Annotated in this window: 14 protein-coding genes; 5 read left to right on the plus strand and 9 right to left on the minus strand. The window is 70.9% G+C overall.

Annotation, left to right across the window (positions count from 1 at the left end; translation table 11 throughout):
- Window positions 1-26 precede the first annotated feature (26 nt).
- Window positions 27-431, plus strand: coding sequence for a PRC-barrel domain-containing protein (locus tag OHB56_RS38790; RefSeq protein ID WP_326751075.1), 405 nt, complete (start codon window positions 27-29; stop codon window positions 429-431).
- Window positions 432-513: 82 nt separating this feature from the next.
- Here the strand turns inward: OHB56_RS38790 and OHB56_RS38795 are convergent, their stop codons facing one another.
- From OHB56_RS38795 to OHB56_RS38825, 7 genes are all read right to left on the minus strand, one after another.
- A complete protein-coding gene (locus OHB56_RS38795; protein WP_055592845.1) occupies window positions 514-948 on the minus strand; it encodes an ATP-binding protein in 435 nt (144 codons plus the stop codon).
- Between the two features lie 150 nt (window positions 949-1,098).
- Window positions 1,099-3,003, minus strand: a complete 1,905-nt coding sequence (locus tag OHB56_RS38800) for an AMP-dependent synthetase/ligase (RefSeq protein ID WP_326751074.1) — start codon at window positions 3,001-3,003, stop codon at window positions 1,099-1,101.
- 288 nt (window positions 3,004-3,291) lie between these two features.
- Entirely contained in the window at window positions 3,292-5,517 is a 2,226-nt protein-coding gene (gene glgB / locus OHB56_RS38805; protein ID WP_406358576.1) for a 1,4-alpha-glucan branching enzyme, read from the minus strand.
- A gap of 3 nt (window positions 5,518-5,520) precedes the next feature.
- Entirely contained in the window at window positions 5,521-6,879 is a 1,359-nt protein-coding gene (locus tag OHB56_RS38810) for a maltokinase N-terminal cap-like domain-containing protein (RefSeq protein WP_406358578.1), read from the minus strand.
- A 28-nt stretch (window positions 6,880-6,907) separates the two neighbouring features.
- The gene (gene treS, locus OHB56_RS38815) at window positions 6,908-8,632 is read right to left on the minus strand and encodes a maltose alpha-D-glucosyltransferase (protein WP_406358580.1); all 1,725 of its coding nucleotides are present in this window, start codon (window positions 8,630-8,632) and stop codon (window positions 6,908-6,910) included.
- Window positions 8,629-10,626 carry an alpha-1,4-glucan--maltose-1-phosphate maltosyltransferase gene (locus OHB56_RS38820; protein WP_406358582.1) on the minus strand — a complete coding sequence of 666 codons (1,998 nt, stop codon included), beginning with the start codon at window positions 10,624-10,626 and terminating at the stop codon, window positions 8,629-8,631. The genes treS and OHB56_RS38820 overlap by 4 nt, the downstream gene beginning before the upstream one ends.
- Before the next feature lie 74 nt (window positions 10,627-10,700).
- Complete coding sequence (locus OHB56_RS38825; RefSeq protein WP_406358584.1) at window positions 10,701-11,000, minus strand: DUF5133 domain-containing protein; 300 nt, start codon at window positions 10,998-11,000, stop codon at window positions 10,701-10,703.
- Window positions 11,001-11,365: 365 nt separating this feature from the next.
- Between OHB56_RS38825 and OHB56_RS38830 the strand changes: the two genes are divergently transcribed.
- Together OHB56_RS38830 and glgX are read left to right on the plus strand one after the other, a co-directional pair.
- A complete protein-coding gene (locus OHB56_RS38830; RefSeq protein WP_326751068.1) occupies window positions 11,366-11,878 on the plus strand; it encodes a pep a2 in 513 nt (170 codons plus the stop codon).
- Window positions 11,875-14,019 carry a glycogen debranching protein GlgX gene (glgX, locus tag OHB56_RS38835; protein ID WP_406358587.1) on the plus strand — a complete coding sequence of 715 codons (2,145 nt, stop codon included), beginning with the start codon at window positions 11,875-11,877 and terminating at the stop codon, window positions 14,017-14,019. Before OHB56_RS38830 ends, glgX begins: the two co-directional genes overlap by 4 nt.
- Before the next feature lie 63 nt (window positions 14,020-14,082).
- Here the strand turns inward: glgX and OHB56_RS38840 are convergent, their stop codons facing one another.
- Window positions 14,083-14,886, minus strand: a complete 804-nt coding sequence (locus OHB56_RS38840) for a VOC family protein (RefSeq protein WP_326751066.1) — start codon at window positions 14,884-14,886, stop codon at window positions 14,083-14,085.
- A 253-nt stretch (window positions 14,887-15,139) separates the two neighbouring features.
- Between OHB56_RS38840 and OHB56_RS38845 the strand changes: the two genes are divergently transcribed.
- Window positions 15,140-15,514 carry an ANTAR domain-containing protein gene (locus tag OHB56_RS38845; RefSeq protein WP_406358589.1) on the plus strand — a complete coding sequence of 125 codons (375 nt, stop codon included), beginning with the start codon at window positions 15,140-15,142 and terminating at the stop codon, window positions 15,512-15,514.
- Window positions 15,515-15,533: 19 nt separating this feature from the next.
- On the opposite strand, the gene OHB56_RS38850 is transcribed toward OHB56_RS38845, so the two are convergent.
- Window positions 15,534-16,328, minus strand: a complete 795-nt coding sequence (locus OHB56_RS38850; protein ID WP_326751064.1) for an RNA polymerase sigma factor SigF — start codon at window positions 16,326-16,328, stop codon at window positions 15,534-15,536.
- A 545-nt stretch (window positions 16,329-16,873) separates the two neighbouring features.
- Here OHB56_RS38850 and OHB56_RS38855 point away from each other — a divergent pair.
- Complete coding sequence (locus tag OHB56_RS38855) at window positions 16,874-17,395, plus strand: hypothetical protein (RefSeq protein WP_326751063.1); 522 nt, start codon at window positions 16,874-16,876, stop codon at window positions 17,393-17,395.
- The last annotated feature ends 7 nt before the right edge of the window (window positions 17,396-17,402 follow it).

A 17,402-nucleotide genomic window follows, 5' to 3' on the forward strand; every position in this document is an offset into this window, starting at 1 on the left:
TCATCACAGGGGAGGAAAGGAGCAGCGTGCCCACGGACAGTATCTGGTCGTACGCGCCGGAGCTGGGTCCCGCCCAGGGGCAGGATCCGGACCTCACGGGATACACCGTCGTCGCGAGCGACGGCAGCACCATCGGCCATGTGGACCGGCAGGCCGACCATCACGCCATGCGGCACCTGGTCGTCGACACGGGCGTCTGGGTGTTCGGCCGGAGTCTCCTCGTACCGGTCGGCGTCGTCGCCGCCGTCGCCGCCGGCGACCGGAAGATCACCGTGTCCTGCACCAGGTCCGAGGTGAAGGCCGCGCCCCGGTTCAGGACCGACAGCGAGACGATGGACCCGGGCTACCTCACGACGGTCGGCGACTACTACTGGGCGCTGACACGGCCCGGGCCCCCGCCCGAGCAGGCTCCCGGCACCCAGGCCGGATGACCGTCGCCCGGTGATTCCCGCACCGGACGCCGGCCGGGGTCCGTACGGAGCCCGGCGCGGGCGTCACCGGGACAGGGGGCCGTCACCAGGGCAGGAACACATGGATGTCCTTGCCGTCGGCGGTGACGACCACGCTGACCTGATCGCAGAGCGTGTGGATCAGATGCCAGCCGATCCCGCCCCCGCCGCGGCTCGGCCTGAAGGGTCGGGGCGCGGGCTCGGTGGTGCTCGTGTCGTGCATCACCACGTGCACTCCGTCGAACGTCCTGCGCAGCCGCAGCCGGAACGGTCCCGGCGCGTACTGGACCGCGTTGGCGGCGAGTTCCGTGACCACCAGGAGGATGTCGTCCCAGTGTTCCGGGGCCGTCGGAGGGGAGACGCGGGCCAGGTCGAGGAGGAACTCCTCCGCCACCAGGCGTGCGTCGGTGACGTCGTGCAGCTCCCCGGGGAAACCGACGACGCGTTCCGTGATCTCCTCTGCGGCCAGTGACCTGTCCCTGTGCGGCTCGGATGCCATGTCGCCTTCCCTGCCCCGGCTACCACGGGCCAGTCATTCATGTGCCGTGTGTGTTCCTTCGTTCTCCTGGTCTGTGGGTTCCCGGGCCGCCGGACCCTACGCGCCCGTATCCATGGGAGCCGGGGGTGACGGGCACGTCACCCCCGGCGGTCAGCGGAAGACGTTGTCCGAGTCGTCCCAGACCGACGGCTCCTCCGGCAACGGCTCCCGCTCCGGACGGGAACGGGAGTGGTACATCGCGTCGATCTCCAGGGCGTAGTGCCGCACGATCTCGTCCCGGCGCAGTTTCATCGACGGCGTCAGCAGCCCGTTGGTCACGTCGAACGGCTCGGGCAGCACCCGGAACACCCGGATCGACTCCGGACGTGACACGCTGCTGTTCGCCGCGGTGACCGCCCTCGCGATCTCCTCACGCAACGCGTTCTCCTCCCGGGCCTCGCGCATGGGCGCGTCGCCGGGCAGTGAGAGAGCCCCGCGCCAGTGCGTGAGGAAATCCGGGTCCAGCGTGATCAGAGCCCCCACACAGGGCCGGTCGTCGCCCACCACGACGGCCTGGTGGACGAGCGGGTGCATCCGCAGCCGCTGCTCCAGGGCCGCAGGAGCGACGCTTTTGCCGCTGCTGGTGATGATGATGTCCTTCTTGCGGCCGGTGATCGTCAGATAGCCCTCCGAGTCCAGCCGGCCGATGTCCCCCGTGGCCAGCCAGCCACCGGCCAGTGAGGCCAGGGTGGCGGCCTCGTCGCCCGGGTAGCCCTGGAACACCGACGGTCCGCGCACCAGGATCTCCCCGTCCTCGGCGACCCGGATCTCGCTGCCCGGCAGCGCCTGCCCGACGGTGCCGGACTTCTCCCGGCCGAGCGGCTGCATCGTCACCCCGCCGCCGGTCTCGGTGAGCCCGTAGCCGTCGTGGACGTAGATGCCGATGCCCTCGTAGAAGAGGGACAGATCGCGGCTGAGCGTCGAGCCGCCCGAGGTGGCCCTGCGCACCCGGCCGCCCAGCGCGGCCCGCAGCCTGCGGTACACCGTCCGCTCGTACAGGGCGTGCTGCAGCCGCAGGTCGAGGCCGGGCCCCGACCCTCGTCCCAGCCGCTGCCGCTCCACGGCGGCGGCGAAGTCACGGGCCGTGTCGGCGGCCCGCTCGAACAGGGCCCCGCGGCCCGCTTCCTGCGAGGCGCGCAGGAAGTTCTTGTAGATCTTCTCCAGCAGTGAGGGGACCGCGTACAGATAGGTGGGCCTCAGGGTCCGCAGGGCCGAGGACAGGGCCTCCGCGCCGAGATCGGGCTCGTGCCCCATCAGCAGGCCGCCCCGCACGCACAGACCCTGGATCATCAGCCCGTACACGTGGGAGAACGGGAGGAAGGCGAGGACGACCGCCTGCTCACCCGGCTCCGCGGCCGTGTGGGCCCAGCCCTTCAGCAGGGTGTCGCAGGGGGCGGCCAGGTTGCGGTGGCTCAGCGCGCATCCCATCGCCTGCCCCGAGGTGCCGGACGTGTAGGCGATCACGGCCGTGGAGTCCGGCAGCACGATCCGGCGCAGTGAGTCGACCGTGGCCGGCGGTATGTACTCGCCTCGCGCCACCAGCTGGTCCAGCGCACCCGAGTCCAGCTGCCAGACGTGTCGCAGCCGCGGCAGCGCGGCGCACACGGACCCGACGGTCATCACGCCCTGCTCGTCCTCGACCACCACGGCGACGCATCCGGAGTCCCTGAGGATCCACTCCACCTGCTCCCGCGACGAGGTCGGATAGATGGGGACGACCTCGGCACCCACGGTCCACAGCGCGTAGCACAGGACCGTCCACTCGTAACGGGTCCGCGCCATGATCGCCACACGGTTGCCCGGGGACAGCCCGGAGGCGACCAGTCCCTTGGCCAGGTCGACGACCTGGTCGCGGAACTCCAGCGCGGTGACCTCCTCCCAGGATGCGGAGGCCGGATCGGCGCGGCGGGCGAGCATCGGCAGATTCGGGCTCTCGGCCGCCGTCTCGAAGAGGCTGTCCGCGAGGCCGCCCGTCAGGGGTGAGGCGGCCTGGGGAGCGAGAGCGAGGTCACGCATGCACTGCTCCTGACATGTACGGGCTGTGACTCGGCCGACGAGCGGAGTCATCGGCGGTGCCTGAATGTAGCCGAGCCGGAGCGTTCCGGGGCCGGATCGCCGGAACTGTGGCCACACTGATGATCACGCCGCCCCGACGGCCCGGGCCTGCCCGTACATTCCGCCCGTATCCCTCTTCCGCTTTCCCTCCCAGGCCTTGCGTCCCGGCGTTCTGCCGGGGCGCACCGCACCCGCGCCGGTCGCCGTCCGGGCGCGGGTACGGTGCGGGGGAGGGAAGGCCGCCGGGCCTCACAGGTCGTGCGGCACCAGCCACACCGTCGCGAGGGGCGGGAGGGTGATCCGGAGACCGCCGTCCTCGGGCTTGACCGGATCCGGGTTGGTGACGTCACCGCCGCCGTAGCGGGCCGCGTCCGTGTTGAGGACCTCCCGCCAGGCGACCACGTCCTCGGGCACCACGAGCCGGTGGCCGTGCCGGACGACGGGGGAGAAGTTCGACACCGAGAGCAGCGGCCGGCCCCCGGCGTCGTACCGCAGGAACGCGAGCACGTTGTCCTCGGCCGCGTCCACCGAAACCCAGCGGAACCCGGCCGGATCGGTGTCCCGCTGCCACAGCGCGTCCGTCGCCCGGTAGCGGGCGTTGAGGTCGCGCACCAGGTCCTGTACGCCGCGGTGGTCGCCCGCGGAGTGGTACGCGTCGTCCAGCAGCCACCACTCCGGTCCATGCTCCTCGGACCACTCGGCGCCCTGCGCGAACTCCTGCCCCATGAACAGCAGTTGCTTGCCGGGGTGGGCCCACATGAAGCCGAGGTAGGCCCGTGTGTTCGCCCGCCGCTGCCACCAGTCGCCGGGCATCTTCGACACGAGGGCCTGCTTGCCGTGCACGACCTCGTCGTGGGAGATCGGCAGGACGTAGTTCTCGCTGTAGGCGTACACCATCGAGAACGTCATCTCGTGGTGGTGGTACTTGCGGTGGACCGGCTCGTGGCTCATGTACTGCAGCGAGTCGTGCATCCAGCCCATGTTCCACTTCAGCCCGAACCCCAGGCCGCCGGTGTCGGTGGGCCGGGTCACCCCGCCCCACGCGGTCGACTCCTCCGCGATCGTCACCACTCCCGGGCACCGCCGGTACACGGTCGCGTTCATCTCCTGGAGGAACGCCATCGCCGCCAGGTCCTCCCGGCCGCCGTACGCGTTGGGCTCCCACTGCCCGGAGTCGCGCGAGTAGTCCAGGTAGAGCATCGAGGCGACGGCGTCGACGCGCAGCCCGTCGATGTGGAACTCCTGGCACCAGTACACGGCGTTGGCGACCAGGAAGTTGCGCACCTCGGTCCGGGCGAAGTCGAACGTGTACGTCCCCCAGTCCGGGTGCTCCGCCCGCCGGGCGTCCCCCGGTTCGTACAACGGGTCCCCGTCGAACCGGGCCAGCGCCCAGTCGTCCTTCGGGAAGTGGGCCGGCACCCAGTCCATGATCACCCCGATCCCGGCCCGGTGCAGGGCGTCGACCAGGTACTTGAAGTCGTCCGGGGTGCCGAGGCGGGCCGTGGGCGCGTAGAAACCGGTGACCTGGTAGCCCCAGGACGGGCCGTAGGGATGCTCGGCGACCGGCATCAGCTCGACATGGGTGAAGCCGAGGTCCTTGACGTAGGCCGGCAGCACCTCGGCAAGCTCGCGATACGTCAGCCCCGGACGCCAGGAAGGCAGATGGACCTCGTACACCGAGAACGGCGCCTCGTGCACGGACACCCGGGCGCGGCGCTTCATCCACGCGGCGTCGTCCCACGTGTGGTGCGAGGCCGTCACGATCGACGCGGTGTTCGGCGGTTCCTCCGCGAGGCGCGCCATCGGGTCGGCCTTGAGGGCCCGACCGCCGTACCGGGAGTGCACCTCGAACTTGTAGCGGGCGCCCTCGCCGATCCCCGGCAGGAACAACTCCCATACGCCGGACGAGCCGAGCGAGCGCATCGGGAACGCCGTGCCGTCCCAGCAGGTGAAATCGCCCGCGACCCGGACGCCCTGCGCGTTGGGCGCCCACACGGTGAAGCGGGTGCCGGTCACCCCCTGGTGGGTCATGGGGTGCGCGCCGAGCGCCGTCCACAGCTCCTCGTGGCGCCCCTCGCCGATCAGATGCAGATCCAGTTCACCGAGCGAGGGCAGCATCCGGTACGGATCGTGCACCTCGGCGGCGTCCTCGTCGCCGTACGCCACCGCCAGCGTGTACGCGGGGACCGCGTCCAGCGGCAGCACCCCGGAGAAGAGGCCGTCGCCCTCCGAGGCGAGCGGGGCGCGCTCGCCGCCGGTGACCACACTCACCGTGCGCGCGAACGGCCGCAGGGCCCGGAAGGCGATGCCGCCCGGCACCGGGTGGGCGCCGAGCAGCGCGTGCGGATCGTGGTGGGCGCCCGCCAGCAGGCGCCCCCGGTCGACGGGATCGAGGGCAGGTGCGGTCCGGTATGTCTCCGGGGCGGACGGGGCGGACCCGGCCGACTCGGGAAGCGGTGTGTCGTGCAGGGCCACGGCTCAGTCTCCTCTCACGGCGAGGCGCTCGATCGCCGCCATGGGTACGGGCAGCCAGTCGGGTCGGTGCCGGGCCTCGTACAGCACCTCGTACACGGCCCGGTCCGTCTCATAGGCGCGGAGCAGGCCGTGCTTCTTGCGCGGGTCCCAGCCGGCGCGGGCCGCGTAGCCCGCGCAGTAGGCCTCGCGACAGCGGCGCGCCCACTCCGGACGCCAGGGGCGGCGCTGGCGGGCGGCGTAGTCGAACGAGCGCAGCATCCCGGCGATGTCCCGCAGGGGGGAGTGGGCGCTGCGCCGTTCGGAGAGCGGCCGGGACGGCTCGCCCTCGAAGTCGATGACGAACCAGTCGCGTCCGGCCCGCAGTACCTGCCCGAGGTGCAGGTCGCCGTGGATGCGCTGGGCGGGCGGCCCGGGATCGCAGGTGGCGAGCGCGGAGAACGCCGCCTTCAGACCGGGGACGAACGGCTGGAGCACGGGCACGGAGTGCGCGGCGGCCGTCAGATGTTCGGTCATCCCCTCCGCCGTCAGCCCGTTCCCCCCGGGGCCGCCGACGGGGAAGGCCGCGCCGAGCGCCAGATGCACGTCCGCGGTGACCCGGCCGAGGGCGTGCGACTGCGCGGTGAAGTCGTCACCGGCGGCCAGCGCCGCCAGGGCCAGCGTCCAGCCGTCGGAGGCATCGCGCAGGAACGGCTGGAGGACGCCGAGCGTCGCCTTGAACGGATGTGTGGTGCGCAGCCAGGCCACCGGAGCGGGTACCCGGTGGCAGCCCTGCCGTGCCAGGGCGCCCGGCACCTCCAGATCCGGGTTGACCCCGGGCTGGATCCGCCGGAAGACCTTCAGGATGAACTCGTCGCCGTACACCAGCGAGGAGTTGGACTGCTCGGCGTCCAGCAGCCGCGGCACCAGCCCGGTGGGCACCTGCCGGGCCGCGTCGCCCTCGAACCGCAGCGGGCCCACCGCTCCGGGGTGCCGCAGCCGTTCCAGCAGCAGCTGCGCCGACCGCGGGTCGTGGAGCGCGTCGTAGACCGTGCGCCCGGCCAGTGGCCCGTCCTGCACCCTGCCGATGACCGCCCGGCCCAGACGCGGCGACGGGTGCTCCCGTACGCCGAGGAGGAGCTGGTAGCAGTCCCCGGCCCAGGGCGTGTTGCCGGGAGAGGGCACGCCGCCGTGGCCGGCGTGGACCAGCAGATGCAGACAGCCGGGGAACAGCTCCGTCATCGACAGCACATGGAGGTCGGTGACGGGCCGGTCCTTGCCGGCGAACCAGCGCTGCTCCGGCAGCCACTCGCGCAGCAGCCCGGCGAACGACTCCATGGGTTCGGCGGCCGCGCTTCGCGGACGCAGGAATGCGGTCCTCGTCATGGTGACGCCTCCTCTCGTCGGCGCACGGTCACAGTCGCCGGCCGATGCGGGTGCGGGCCGCGGCTCGGGCGAGCCGGAACCAGTAGAAGCCGTGGCCCCCCAGGGTCAGCAGATACGGCAGTTCGCCGACGGCCGGGAAGCGCACCCCGCCGAACAGCTCGACCGGGTGGCGTCCCTCGAAGGCGCTCAGATCGAGCTCGGTGGGCTGCGCGAACCGGGAGAAGTTGTTGACGCAGAGCACCAGGTCGTCCTCGTGCTCGCGCAGGAAGGCGAGGACGGCGGGGTTGGAGGAGGGCAGTTCGGTGTAGGTGCCCAGGCCGAAGGCGTGGTTCTGCTTGCGGATCTCGATCATCCGGCGGGTCCAGTGCAGCAGCGACGACGGCGACGCCATGGACGCCTCGACGTTGGTGACCTGGTAGCCGTGGACCGGATCCATGATCACCGGGAGATAGAGCTGTCCGGGATCGGACGACGAGAAGCCGGCGTTGCGGTCGGGGGTCCACTGCATCGGGGTGCGCACCGCGTCGCGGTCGCCGAGCCAGATGTTGTCGCCCATGCCGATCTCGTCGCCGTAGTAGAGGATCGGCGAGCCGGGCAGCGACAGCAGCAGGGCGTTGAAGAGCTCGATCTGGTTGCGGTCGTTGTCCAGCAGCGGGGCCAGGCGGCGGCGGATGCCGATGTTGGCGCGCATGCGGGGGTCCTTGGCGTACTCGGCCCACATGTAGTCGCGTTCCTCGTCGGTGACCATCTCCAGGGTCAGCTCGTCGTGGTTGCGCAGGAAGATGCCCCACTGGCAGCCCGAGGGGATGGCCGGGGTCTTGGCGAGGATCTCGGAGACGGGGTAGCGCGACTCGCGCCGCACGGCCATGAAGATGCGGGGCATGACCGGGAAGTGGAAGGCCATGTGGCACTCGTCGCCGCCGGCGGCGTAGTCGCCGAAGTAGTCGACGACGTCCTCCGGCCACTGGTTCGCCTCGGCGAGGACCACGGTGTCCGGGTACTGCGCGTCGATCTCCTTGCGCACCCGCTTCAGGAAGGCGTGCGAGGCGGGCAGGTTCTCGCAGTTGGTGCCCTCGGCCGCGTAGAGGTACGGCACGGCGTCCAGCCGGAAACCGTCGATGCCGAGGTCCAGCCAGAAGCGCAGGGCCGCCAGGATCTCCTCCTGGACCCGAGGGTTCTCGTAGTTGAGGTCCGGCTGGTGCGAGAAGAAGCGATGGAAGTAGTACTGCCCGCGGACCGGGTCGTACGTCCAGTTGGAGGCCTCGGTGTCGACGAAGATGATCCGCGCGTCCTGGTACTGCTTGTCGTCGTCCGCCCACATGTAGAAGTCGCCGTAGGGGCCGTCCGGGTCCAAGCGGGACTCCTGGAACCACGGGTGCTGGTCGCTGGTGTGGTTCATGACGAAGTCGATGATCACGCGCATGCCCCGTTGGTGGGCGGCGTCCACGAACTCCACGAAGTCGGCGAGGTCGCCGAACTCGGGCAGCACGGCGGTGTAGTCGGCGACGTCGTAACCGCCGTCGCGCAGCGGTGACTTGAAGAACGGGGGCAGCCAGAGACAGTCGACGCCGAGCCACTGCAGATAGTCGAGTTTGGCGGTCAGTCCCTTCAGGTCGCCGATGCCGTCGCCGTTGCTGTCCTGGAAGGAGCGGACGAGGACCTCGTAGAAGACGGCACGCTTGAACCAATCGGGGTCCCGGTCCCTGACCGGAGTGTCCTCGAAGGTGTCCAGCACTGGTTCGTTGACAGTCATGACGCTCCTGACCCTCCGGTTCGCTGTGCGGCGGGCGGTCGCTGGACGTGCAGGACGTGCGCAGGAGTCCGCCCCGGCTCCAGACGCACGTAGTTGGTCCTGCCCCAGTGGTAGGTCTCGCCGGTGAGTTCGTCGCGTACCGGCACCGACTCGTGCCAGTCCAGGCCGAGTTGCGGCATGTCCAACGAGACCGTGGCCTCCTGGGTGCGGTGGGGATCGAGGTTGGCGACCACCAGCACGGCATCCGCTCCGCTGCGCTTGCTGTACGCGATGACCGCGTCGTTGTCGGTGTGGTGGAAACGGAGGTTTCTGAGCGCCTGGAGCGCGGGGTGCTCCCGGCGGATGGTGTTGAGGCGGGTGATGAGGGGGGCGATGGTGCGGCCGTGTCGCTCGGCGGTGTCCCAGTCGCGGGGGGTGAGCTGGTACTTCTCGGAGTTCAGGTACTCCTCGGAGCCCTCCCGCAGGGGGGTGTTCTCGCAGAGTTCGTAGCCGCTGTAGACGCCCCAGGCGGGGGAGAGGGTGGCGGCCAGGACGGCGCGGACCTCGAAGGCGGGACGTCCGCCGTGCTGGAGGTAGGCGTGCAGGATGTCGGGGGTGTTGGTGAACAGGTTGGGCCGCATGTAGCAGGCGGCGTCCCCCGACAGTTCGGTGAGGTGGTCGGTCAGTTCCTGTTTGGTGGTGCGCCAGGTGAAGTAGGTGTAGGACTGCTGGAAGCCGATCTGGGCCAGGGTGTGCATCATCGCGGGGCGGGTGAAGGCCTCGGCCAGGAAGATGACGTCGGGGTCGGTGCGGTTGATGTCGGCGATGACGCGTTCCCAGAACGCGACGGGTTTGGTGTGGGGGTTGTCGACCCGGAAGATGCGCACGCCGGTGTTCATCCAGTGGCGCAGGACGCGGCAGGTCTCGGTGTGCAGGCCCTCGGGGTCGGCGTCGAAGGCGATCGGGTAGATGTCCTGGTACTTCTTGGGCGGGTTCTCGGCGTGGGCGATGGTGTTGTCGGGGCGGTGGTGGAACCACTGGGGGTGTTTGTGGACCCAGGGGTGGTCGGGGGAGCACTGCAGGGCGAAGTCCAGGGCGATCTCGAGTCCGTGGCGGGCGGCCCGGCGGACGAACCAGGTGAAGTCCTCCGGGGTGCCCAGTTGGGGGTGGACGGTGTCGTGGCCGCCCTCGGGGGAGCCGATGGCCCAGGGCACGCCGACGTCGTCGGGGGCGGGGGTGAGGGTGTTGTTGCGTCCCTTGCGGTGGGTGGTGCCGATGGGGTGGACGGGGGGCAGGTAGACGACGTCGAAGCCCATCGCGGCGATGGCGGGCAGCCGGCGGGCGGCGGTGCGCAGGGTGCCGTGCGGCACGGTGGGGGTGCCCTCGGAGCGGGGGAAGAACTCGTACCAGGAGCCGTAGAGGGCGCGTTCGCGTTCCACGAGCAGGGGCATCGGGTCACCGGCGGTGACCGGGTCCCGCAGGGGGTATCGGGCCAGTACCGCGTCCACCTCCGGCGTCAACGCCCCCGCCAGCCGGGTGGCGGGGGGCAGTGAGTCGTCCCGGAGCGTCTTCGCCGCGGTGAGGACGAGGGAGCGGCCGTTGCCCTTCGGTACTCCGGCCGCGGCCCGCTCGAACAGGTCGCCGCCCTCCTCCAGCACCAGACCCGTGTCGATCCCCGCGGGCACCTTGATCCGTGCGTGGCGCCGCCACGTGGCGACCGGGTCCCCCCAGGCCTCCACGCGGTAGGTCCACCGGCCCACGGCATCCGGGGTGATCTCCGCGCCCCACCGGTCGGTGCCCGGCGCCAGTTCCCGCATCGGCGTGAACGGCCCCGGCCGGCCCTCCGGATCCTTCAGGACGACATTGGCGGCCACCGCGTCGTGCCCCTCACGGAACACGGTCGCCGTCACCTCGAACGTCTCCCCGACGACCGCCTTCACCGGCCGTCTGCCGCATTCGACGGTCGGCCGGACATCCCGTACCGGGATGCGCCCGATGGCCCGGGTCGCCTTCATGGGTCTGTACCTCCGCCGTGCTCGACGCCGGGCCCGCGCCCGGTCGTGGGACGAAACTGAGGCGGGAAGGTCCTTTACCTTCCCGCCGGGGACCGCCGCTCGACCGCCGGCGGACTCCGCCTGGCCGCGGTGGCCGGACGAGGCCGGTCGTTCTGTTCCTGCAGGTAGGTGACGAGACCGGTGCGCAGGTACCGTTCGGCCGCGTCGGCCGCCTCCCGCGCGCAGCGCTTGCCCATCAGCACAGAGAGGGTGTAGCCCGAGTCCTCGAACGTCGTCCGTACCGTGAGGTCGGTGGGGGCGGCGAGCATCACACGTTCCCAGGCCCGGTAGCGACGCAACTGCCGGGCGACTTCGGCTCTGGCGGGTAGCAGCATGGCGCCGTTCACCTTTCCGGGGCTCGTGGGGGGACGTTTCTTCCGACGGCCGGGCGGCGGCCGTGCGCGCGAAGGACACGGCCCGTGACGGCGTTCGACGGTCTTCACACATGGTGCATGATCAGTAACTGTGCGTCCTGTTGAGCCTTGGTTCGGTGCGGCGGGCCGAGGACCGTCCGGGGTCGGCGCGAACTGCGCCCATCCGGCGCAACGGTCACCCCGGCCGTGCGCTCGTGTTGCACGAATGGACCAACCCGGTCACGCTGATGATGACTCAGAAGCGCCAGCCGCTCACTTTTCGTGTTCGGGGCTCGTCCCGCAGGGGCGAGGGGAAATGGGAGCTTCGCGGTGAGGAGCCAACGAAGATGAAGACCGCAGTGCCCTGCTGCTACCACCTCGACGTGGAAGTCAGCCCGGAGCGCCTGGAGCAGGTCGGCCGCATTCTGGCCGCCCACCTCCGGCACTGGGACCTGGAGAACCTGGTGGAGCCCGTCTGCCGCGGCACCGAGATGCTGCTGCGCGCCATCGACGAGCACGCCACCGACAAGAACACGTCGATCGAGATGTGGTGGAACGGCCAGCACCTCATCACCGCCATCGGGGGCCACGACCGCGCTCTGCGCCCCGACCAGGAGCTGCGCGGCTGCCTGGAGCACATCGCGGCCAGCAGCGACGGCTGGGGCTGCTGCGCCACCGCGACCGGCAGCAAGGTCATCTGGTTCTCGCAGCGGGCCCGCGCCGACGAGCGTGTCCCGCTGGTGCCGACCGGGCCGGATCCGAGGGTGAGCGAGGGCCTGAGCCTGCCCCGCGTGGTCACCGTCGCCCAGCTGGCCGGCCTGGTGCGTACTCCCGCCGGCCTTCTGGAGGCAGCCCGGTGACCCGGAGGAAAACCGGCAGAGGGGCGCCCGCGTGGAGCGGGCGCCCCTATCCGCTGGGCGCGGTCCATGACGGCGAGGGCACCAACTTCGCACTGTTCAGCGAGGTCGCCGACGGCGTCGAACTCGTCCTGGTGGACGACTCCGGCCGCCACACCACCGTCCCGCTGACCGAGGCCGACGGCTTCGTGTGGCACGGCTACCTGCCCGGCGTCGGACCCGGCCAGCGCTACGGCTACCGGGTGCGCGGGCCGTGGGCCCCGGCCGCCGGGCATCGCTGCAACCCGGCGAAGCTGCTCCTCGACCCGTACGCCACGGCCGTGGACGGGCAGATCGACAACCACCCCTCGCTCTACGAACGCCGTCCCGACGGCCCGGACCCGGCGGACAGCGCCGGACACACCGTGCTGGGCGTGGTGACCGACCCGGCGTTCGACTGGGGCGACGACACCCGGCCCGGCCGGCCGTACGCCGACACGGTGATCTACGAGGCCCATGTCAAGGGCATGACCCGCACCCACCCCGAGGTCCCCGCCGAACTGCGCGGCACCTACGCCGGACTGGCGCACCCGGCGGTGGTCGACCACCTGACCTCGCTGGGCGTCACCGCGGTGGAGCTGATGCCGGTGCACCAGTTCGTCCAGGACGGTGTGCTGCAGAGCCGCGGCCTGGCCAACTACTGGGGCTACAACACCATCGGCTACTTCGCCCCGCACAACGCCTACTCCGCCCACGGCACCCGCGGACAGCAGGTCACCGAGTTCAAGACGATGGTCCGGACCCTGCACGCGGCGGGGCTCGAGGTGATCCTGGACGTCGTCTACAACCACACCGCCGAGGGCAACGAGAAGGGCCCCACCCTCTCCTTCCGCGGCATCGACAACTCCGCGTACTACCGGCTGGTGGACGGCGACTGGTCGCACTACTACGACACCACCGGCACCGGCAACAGTCTCCTGATGCGCCACCCCTACGTACTCCAGCTGATCATGGACTCGCTGCGGTACTGGGTCACCGAGATGCATGTCGACGGCTTCCGCTTCGACCTCGCGGCCACCCTGGCCCGGCAGTTCCACGAGGTGGACCGGCTCTCCGCGTTCTTCGACCTCATCCAGCAGGATCCCGTGATCAGCCGCGTCAAGCTCATCGCCGAACCGTGGGACGTCGGCGAGGGCGGCTACCAGGTGGGCAACTTCCCCCAGCTGTGGTCGGAGTGGAACGGCAAGTACCGGGACGCCGTACGGGACTTCTGGCGCACCGAGCCGCACACGCTCGGCGAGTTCGCCTCCCGCCTCACCGGCTCCTCCGACCTGTACGCGCACAGCAGGCGACGGCCCCGCGCCAGCGTCAACTTCGTCACCGCGCACGACGGCTTCACCCTGCGCGACCTCGTCTCGTACAACGACAAGCACAACACGGCCAACGGTGAGGGCAACCGGGACGGCGAGAGCCACAACCGGTCCTGGAACAGCGGTGCGGAGGGCGACACCGACGACCCGTCCGTGCTCGAACTACGGGCTCGCCGTCAGCGCAACTTCCTTGCCACGCTGCTTCTTTCGCAGGGAATTCCGATGCTCTCGCACGGGGACGAAGTGGGCCGCAGCCAGCGCGGCAACAACAACGCCTACTGCCAGGACAACGAGACCTCCTGGATAGACTGGAAGCTGACCGAGGAGCAGCGTTCCCTGCTGGACTTCACCCAGCGTGTCATCTCGCTGCGGATCGCCCACCCCGTACTGCGGCGCCGCCGCTTCTTCCACGGCGGGCCGGCGTCCCGCGCGGGCCGGGGCCTGCCCGACCTGGTGTGGCTGCTGCCGAGCGCCGAGGAGATGTCCGACGTCGACTGGCGGCGCTCGGACGCGCACAGCGTCGGTGTCTTCCTCAACGGCGACGCCATTGCCGAACCGGACCCGCGCGGCCGGCGCCTGGTCGACGACTCCTTCCTGCTGCTGCTCAACAGCCACTGGGATCCGGTGGACTTCCGTCTTCCGGCCGCCGCCTACGGTGAGCGCTGGACGGCGCTGATCGACACCGCCGACCCGGACGGCGTCCCCGACGAGTCGGAGTGCAAGGCCGGCACCGGGCTGACCGTGGGCTCGCGCAGCCTGGTGCTGCTGTCCCGGCCCTCGCACACCGCGGAGTGAGGGACCGGGACCGCGGTCCTCCCGGGAGACGGGTCCGGGAGGACCGCGGGCGCCCGGCCGGAGTCAGCCGCCCCGGCGCGCGGTCACCGTGAACACGGCACCCTCGTTGTCGCGCAGCACGGCCTCCTCGTCGCGCAGGGTCACCACGCTGCCGCCGTGCCGCTCGGCCGCGCGGACGCAGGCGTCCACGTCCGGCACGCTGAAGTGCACCTGCCAGTGGGGCCGGATCGTCGGATCGGGCGCCGATCCCAGTGCCCCCGACTCGATGCAGGCGAGCACCTGCCCGTCCCCGCGCAGCACCACCTCGTCGCCCTCGTAGACGACCTCCGTGTGGCCCGTCCCCGTCACACCCCAGTCGAAGACCTCGCCGTAGAAGATGGCGGCGTCGAAGGCGTCCCGTGTGTGCAGCCTGATGAAGGAGGGCTGGGACCGCTGCCAGCTGAGCCAGTCGGTGGACAGCTCGCCCTCCCACACCCCGAAGGTCGCGCCGTCCCGGTCGGCCAGCAGCGCCGTGCGCCCCGGGGGCAGTGAGATCGGGCCGACCGCCAGAGTGCCGCCGCGTTCCTGCACCCGCGCCACCGCCTCGTCCGCGCTGCGCGCCGCGAAGTACGGGGTCCAGGCCACGGCCATCCGCCACATGTCGGCGACCGCGGCGACGCCCGCCACCGGGACGCCGTCCGCCAGGGCGACCCGGAACCGCTCGTCCATCCTGACGGGGCGCCATCGCCAGCCCAGCACGGCCCCGTAGAACTCCTCGGTCGTCCCCAGATCGCGGCTGGTCAGACTCACCCAGCAGGGTGTTCCGTACACGGAGTGCGTCGAGAAGACGTCCGTCGTGCCGGAGGGGGAGGGCATGTCGTGGTTCATCACACTCGCGTCCTGATCGCTGATCTCGTCGGCCGGCAGTGACCCGCCGACTCCAGTGTCCGGCCTGTACGGCTCCGGGCGCCTGCCGAGTACCCCGACGGCGGTACCCGGTCCCGTGCGGCAGGGGCCATGGAGACGTCCGGTGGCACAGGACGGGACGAGTGACGACGATGGAGGAGCCGGACACTCGCTGAAGGCGCCCGAACACGGGTGCGTGCGGCACGGAAGCGGCACACCGGACCCGGAGGTGACCATGCCCACGGAGGGGGAAGCGGACCGGATCCTTCAGCTGGAGGAAGAGGTGCAACAGCTGAAGGAGGCGGTCGTCTCGCACGCGGTGGTGGACCAGGCGATCGGAGTGGTCGTCGCCCTCGGGCGGGTGTCGCCCGATCAGGGGTGGACGGTGCTGAAGGAGGTCTCCCAGCACACCAACGTCAAGCTGCGCGACATCGCCGCGACGATCGTGGCCTCGGGACGCACCGGTGTGCTGCCGCCGGGGCTCCGTGCGGAGCTGAGGAAGGCCCTGGACCGGGTCGGTGCCCCGGGCTGCCCGGACGCCACCGGCTCGGGCGTCCCGGTCCGTCCCGCCGGTCCACCCTGCGCCCGGGACGCGGTGGCCGGACCGTGACGGATTCGGCCGGACCGGTTCAGCCGGCCTCCGCCCGCAGTTCCTCGCGTACCTGCGCGAAGCAATTGCTGAGCAGGCGGGACACATGCATCTGCGAGATGCCGAGCAGCTCGGCAATGCTGCTCTGTGTCATGCCCCGGAAGAACCGCAGATAGAGGATGAGCCGCTCGCGCTCCGGAAGCGCCTCGAGGCAGGGCCGGACCGCCACCCGGTCGACGACCGTGTCGTACGCGGGGTCCGGGCCACCGAGCGAGTCCCCGAGCGCGTAGCCGTCCGTGCCCGGCATCTCCGCCTCCAGCGACAGCGCGGAGAAGCACTCCAGGGCCTCCATGCCGGTGCGTACCTCGTCCTCGGTCAGCTGCGCGTACGCGGCGATCTCGGCGGTCGTCGGAGCCCGGCCGGGAGTGGTCTGCGCCAGCTCCTTGGCGGCGTGCCGCACCCGGTTGCGCAGGTCCTGGACCCGGCGGGGCACGTGCAGGGTCCACATGTGGTCACGGAAGTGGCGTTTGATCTCCCCGGTGACGGTCGGCACGGCGTAGGCCTCGAAGGCGGTGCCGCGCGCCGGGTCGTAGTGGTCGACGGCCTTGACCAGGCCCAGGGCCGCCACCTGGTACAGGTCCTCCAGCGCCTCGCCGCGCCCGCGGAAGCGCACGGCGATCCGCTCGGCCATGGGCAGCCAGGAACGGACGAGCCCGTCCCGCAGCGCCTTGCGCTCGGGGCCTTCCGGCAGCCGGGCGAGGCGGACGAAGTCCTGGGCGGTGTCCGGGGCGTCGTGGTGAGGATGCGGCTTCGTGGTGCTGCCGGCGATACGCATGACGCGCACCTCCCTGAGCAGGTACCGGGTGGACGGGCACCGTGGGAGCGCGGACTCGGACCACACGGAGAAGACCCGGGGCGGCGAGCCGGTTCCCACGGTCGTGCCTCCGGTCCGAAGCACTGAACCACTCATTCCCCGTATTGCTGTGGTGAAACGATTCTCCGAATTCGGGGCGGGGAATGCGCGGGGAATTGAGGGAGTCGCACGCTCTGAAATCGGGGGAATTCAGTGCGTGAAATTCCGGAGGCCGGTGGTGCCGGTGGTACCGGTGGTGCCGGTGATGAGGCTCCGAGGGCCGGCGGCGCGGAGCGCGCCCGCCCCGGCCCGGTGATCGTCCGGCCGGGGTGAGGAGAGCGGCGGGGGCGACGTGATGTACGGCACGCCGTCGCGCGGGCCGGGCGGAGGGTCCGGCGGATCGTGCCAGCGCAGCGCTTGATCGGTGGTCGTCGGGGACGAAGCGCCCGACCACGGAGCATTCCGCTCATTTGACAGTGCCCCGAGCCCACAGATAGGAAACAGCGACAGAAGTCGAGAGGTGCACCGTGTACGAGCCGAACGTGGTCGGGGACTGGCAGGAGTACGACGAACATGCCGGTCTGCGGGTCCGCGTCCACCGTCTGGAATCGGGCGAGCCGCCCCGGGGACGGGACGACGCCGCCCAAGGGCTGACGTACTTCAGGGTCCGCGTGACCGTCGAGAACCGCGGCGAGCGGAACGTCGGAATTCATCTCGAGGACGGTCAGGTCGACGTACGGATCGGCCCCGACGGGGAGAGCGCGCTCCTGGACTGGCGCAACTCGCAGTTCATCGAGGGATTCGACGTCTATCCGCTGCGCCGGGCCACCGCCGTGCTCTACGCGGCCGGCCCCGAGGCGTCCCTGAGCCATGTCGACGTCCAGGTGCAGTTGCGGGTCGACGAGGAGTGGACCGGCCGTCGTCTGTGGTCGGGCGGCATCGACGTGCACGAGGGGCCCGCCGTGACTCCGTCGGGCGGTGTCCGGGAGGGCCTCGCGCATCAGATCGGCGTGTTCCTCCAGGAGCAGGCCGAGGAGGGCACCGCCTGAACCGGCG

It is taken from the genome of Streptomyces sp. NBC_01635 (genome assembly GCF_045209715.1).
Taxonomy (GTDB): domain Bacteria; phylum Actinomycetota; class Actinomycetes; order Streptomycetales; family Streptomycetaceae; genus Streptomyces; species Streptomyces hirsutus.

Bases quoted from the DNA above. Each gene is read 5' to 3' on its own strand.
- OHB56_RS38810 (WP_406358578.1), bottom strand. From the start codon at position 6,879: ATGACGAGGACCGCATTCCTGCGTCCGCGAAGCGCGGCCGCCGAACCC.
- OHB56_RS38800 (WP_326751074.1), bottom strand. From the start codon at position 3,003: ATGCGTGACCTCGCTCTCGCTCCCCAGGCCGCCTCACCCCTGACGGGC.
- OHB56_RS38840 (WP_326751066.1), bottom strand. From the start codon at position 14,886: ATGAACCACGACATGCCCTCCCCCTCCGGCACGACGGACGTCTTCTCG.
- OHB56_RS38850 (WP_326751064.1), bottom strand. From the start codon at position 16,328: ATGCGTATCGCCGGCAGCACCACGAAGCCGCATCCTCACCACGACGCC.
- OHB56_RS38845 (WP_406358589.1), top strand. From the start codon at position 15,140: ATGCCCACGGAGGGGGAAGCGGACCGGATCCTTCAGCTGGAGGAAGAG.
- OHB56_RS38820 (WP_406358582.1), bottom strand. From the start codon at position 10,626: ATGAAGGCGACCCGGGCCATCGGGCGCATCCCGGTACGGGATGTCCGG.
- OHB56_RS38795 (WP_055592845.1), bottom strand. From the start codon at position 948: ATGGCATCCGAGCCGCACAGGGACAGGTCACTGGCCGCAGAGGAGATC.
- treS (WP_406358580.1), bottom strand. From the start codon at position 8,632: ATGACTGTCAACGAACCAGTGCTGGACACCTTCGAGGACACTCCGGTC.
- OHB56_RS38830 (WP_326751068.1), top strand. From the start codon at position 11,366: ATGAAGACCGCAGTGCCCTGCTGCTACCACCTCGACGTGGAAGTCAGC.
- OHB56_RS38825 (WP_406358584.1), bottom strand. From the start codon at position 11,000: ATGCTGCTACCCGCCAGAGCCGAAGTCGCCCGGCAGTTGCGTCGCTAC.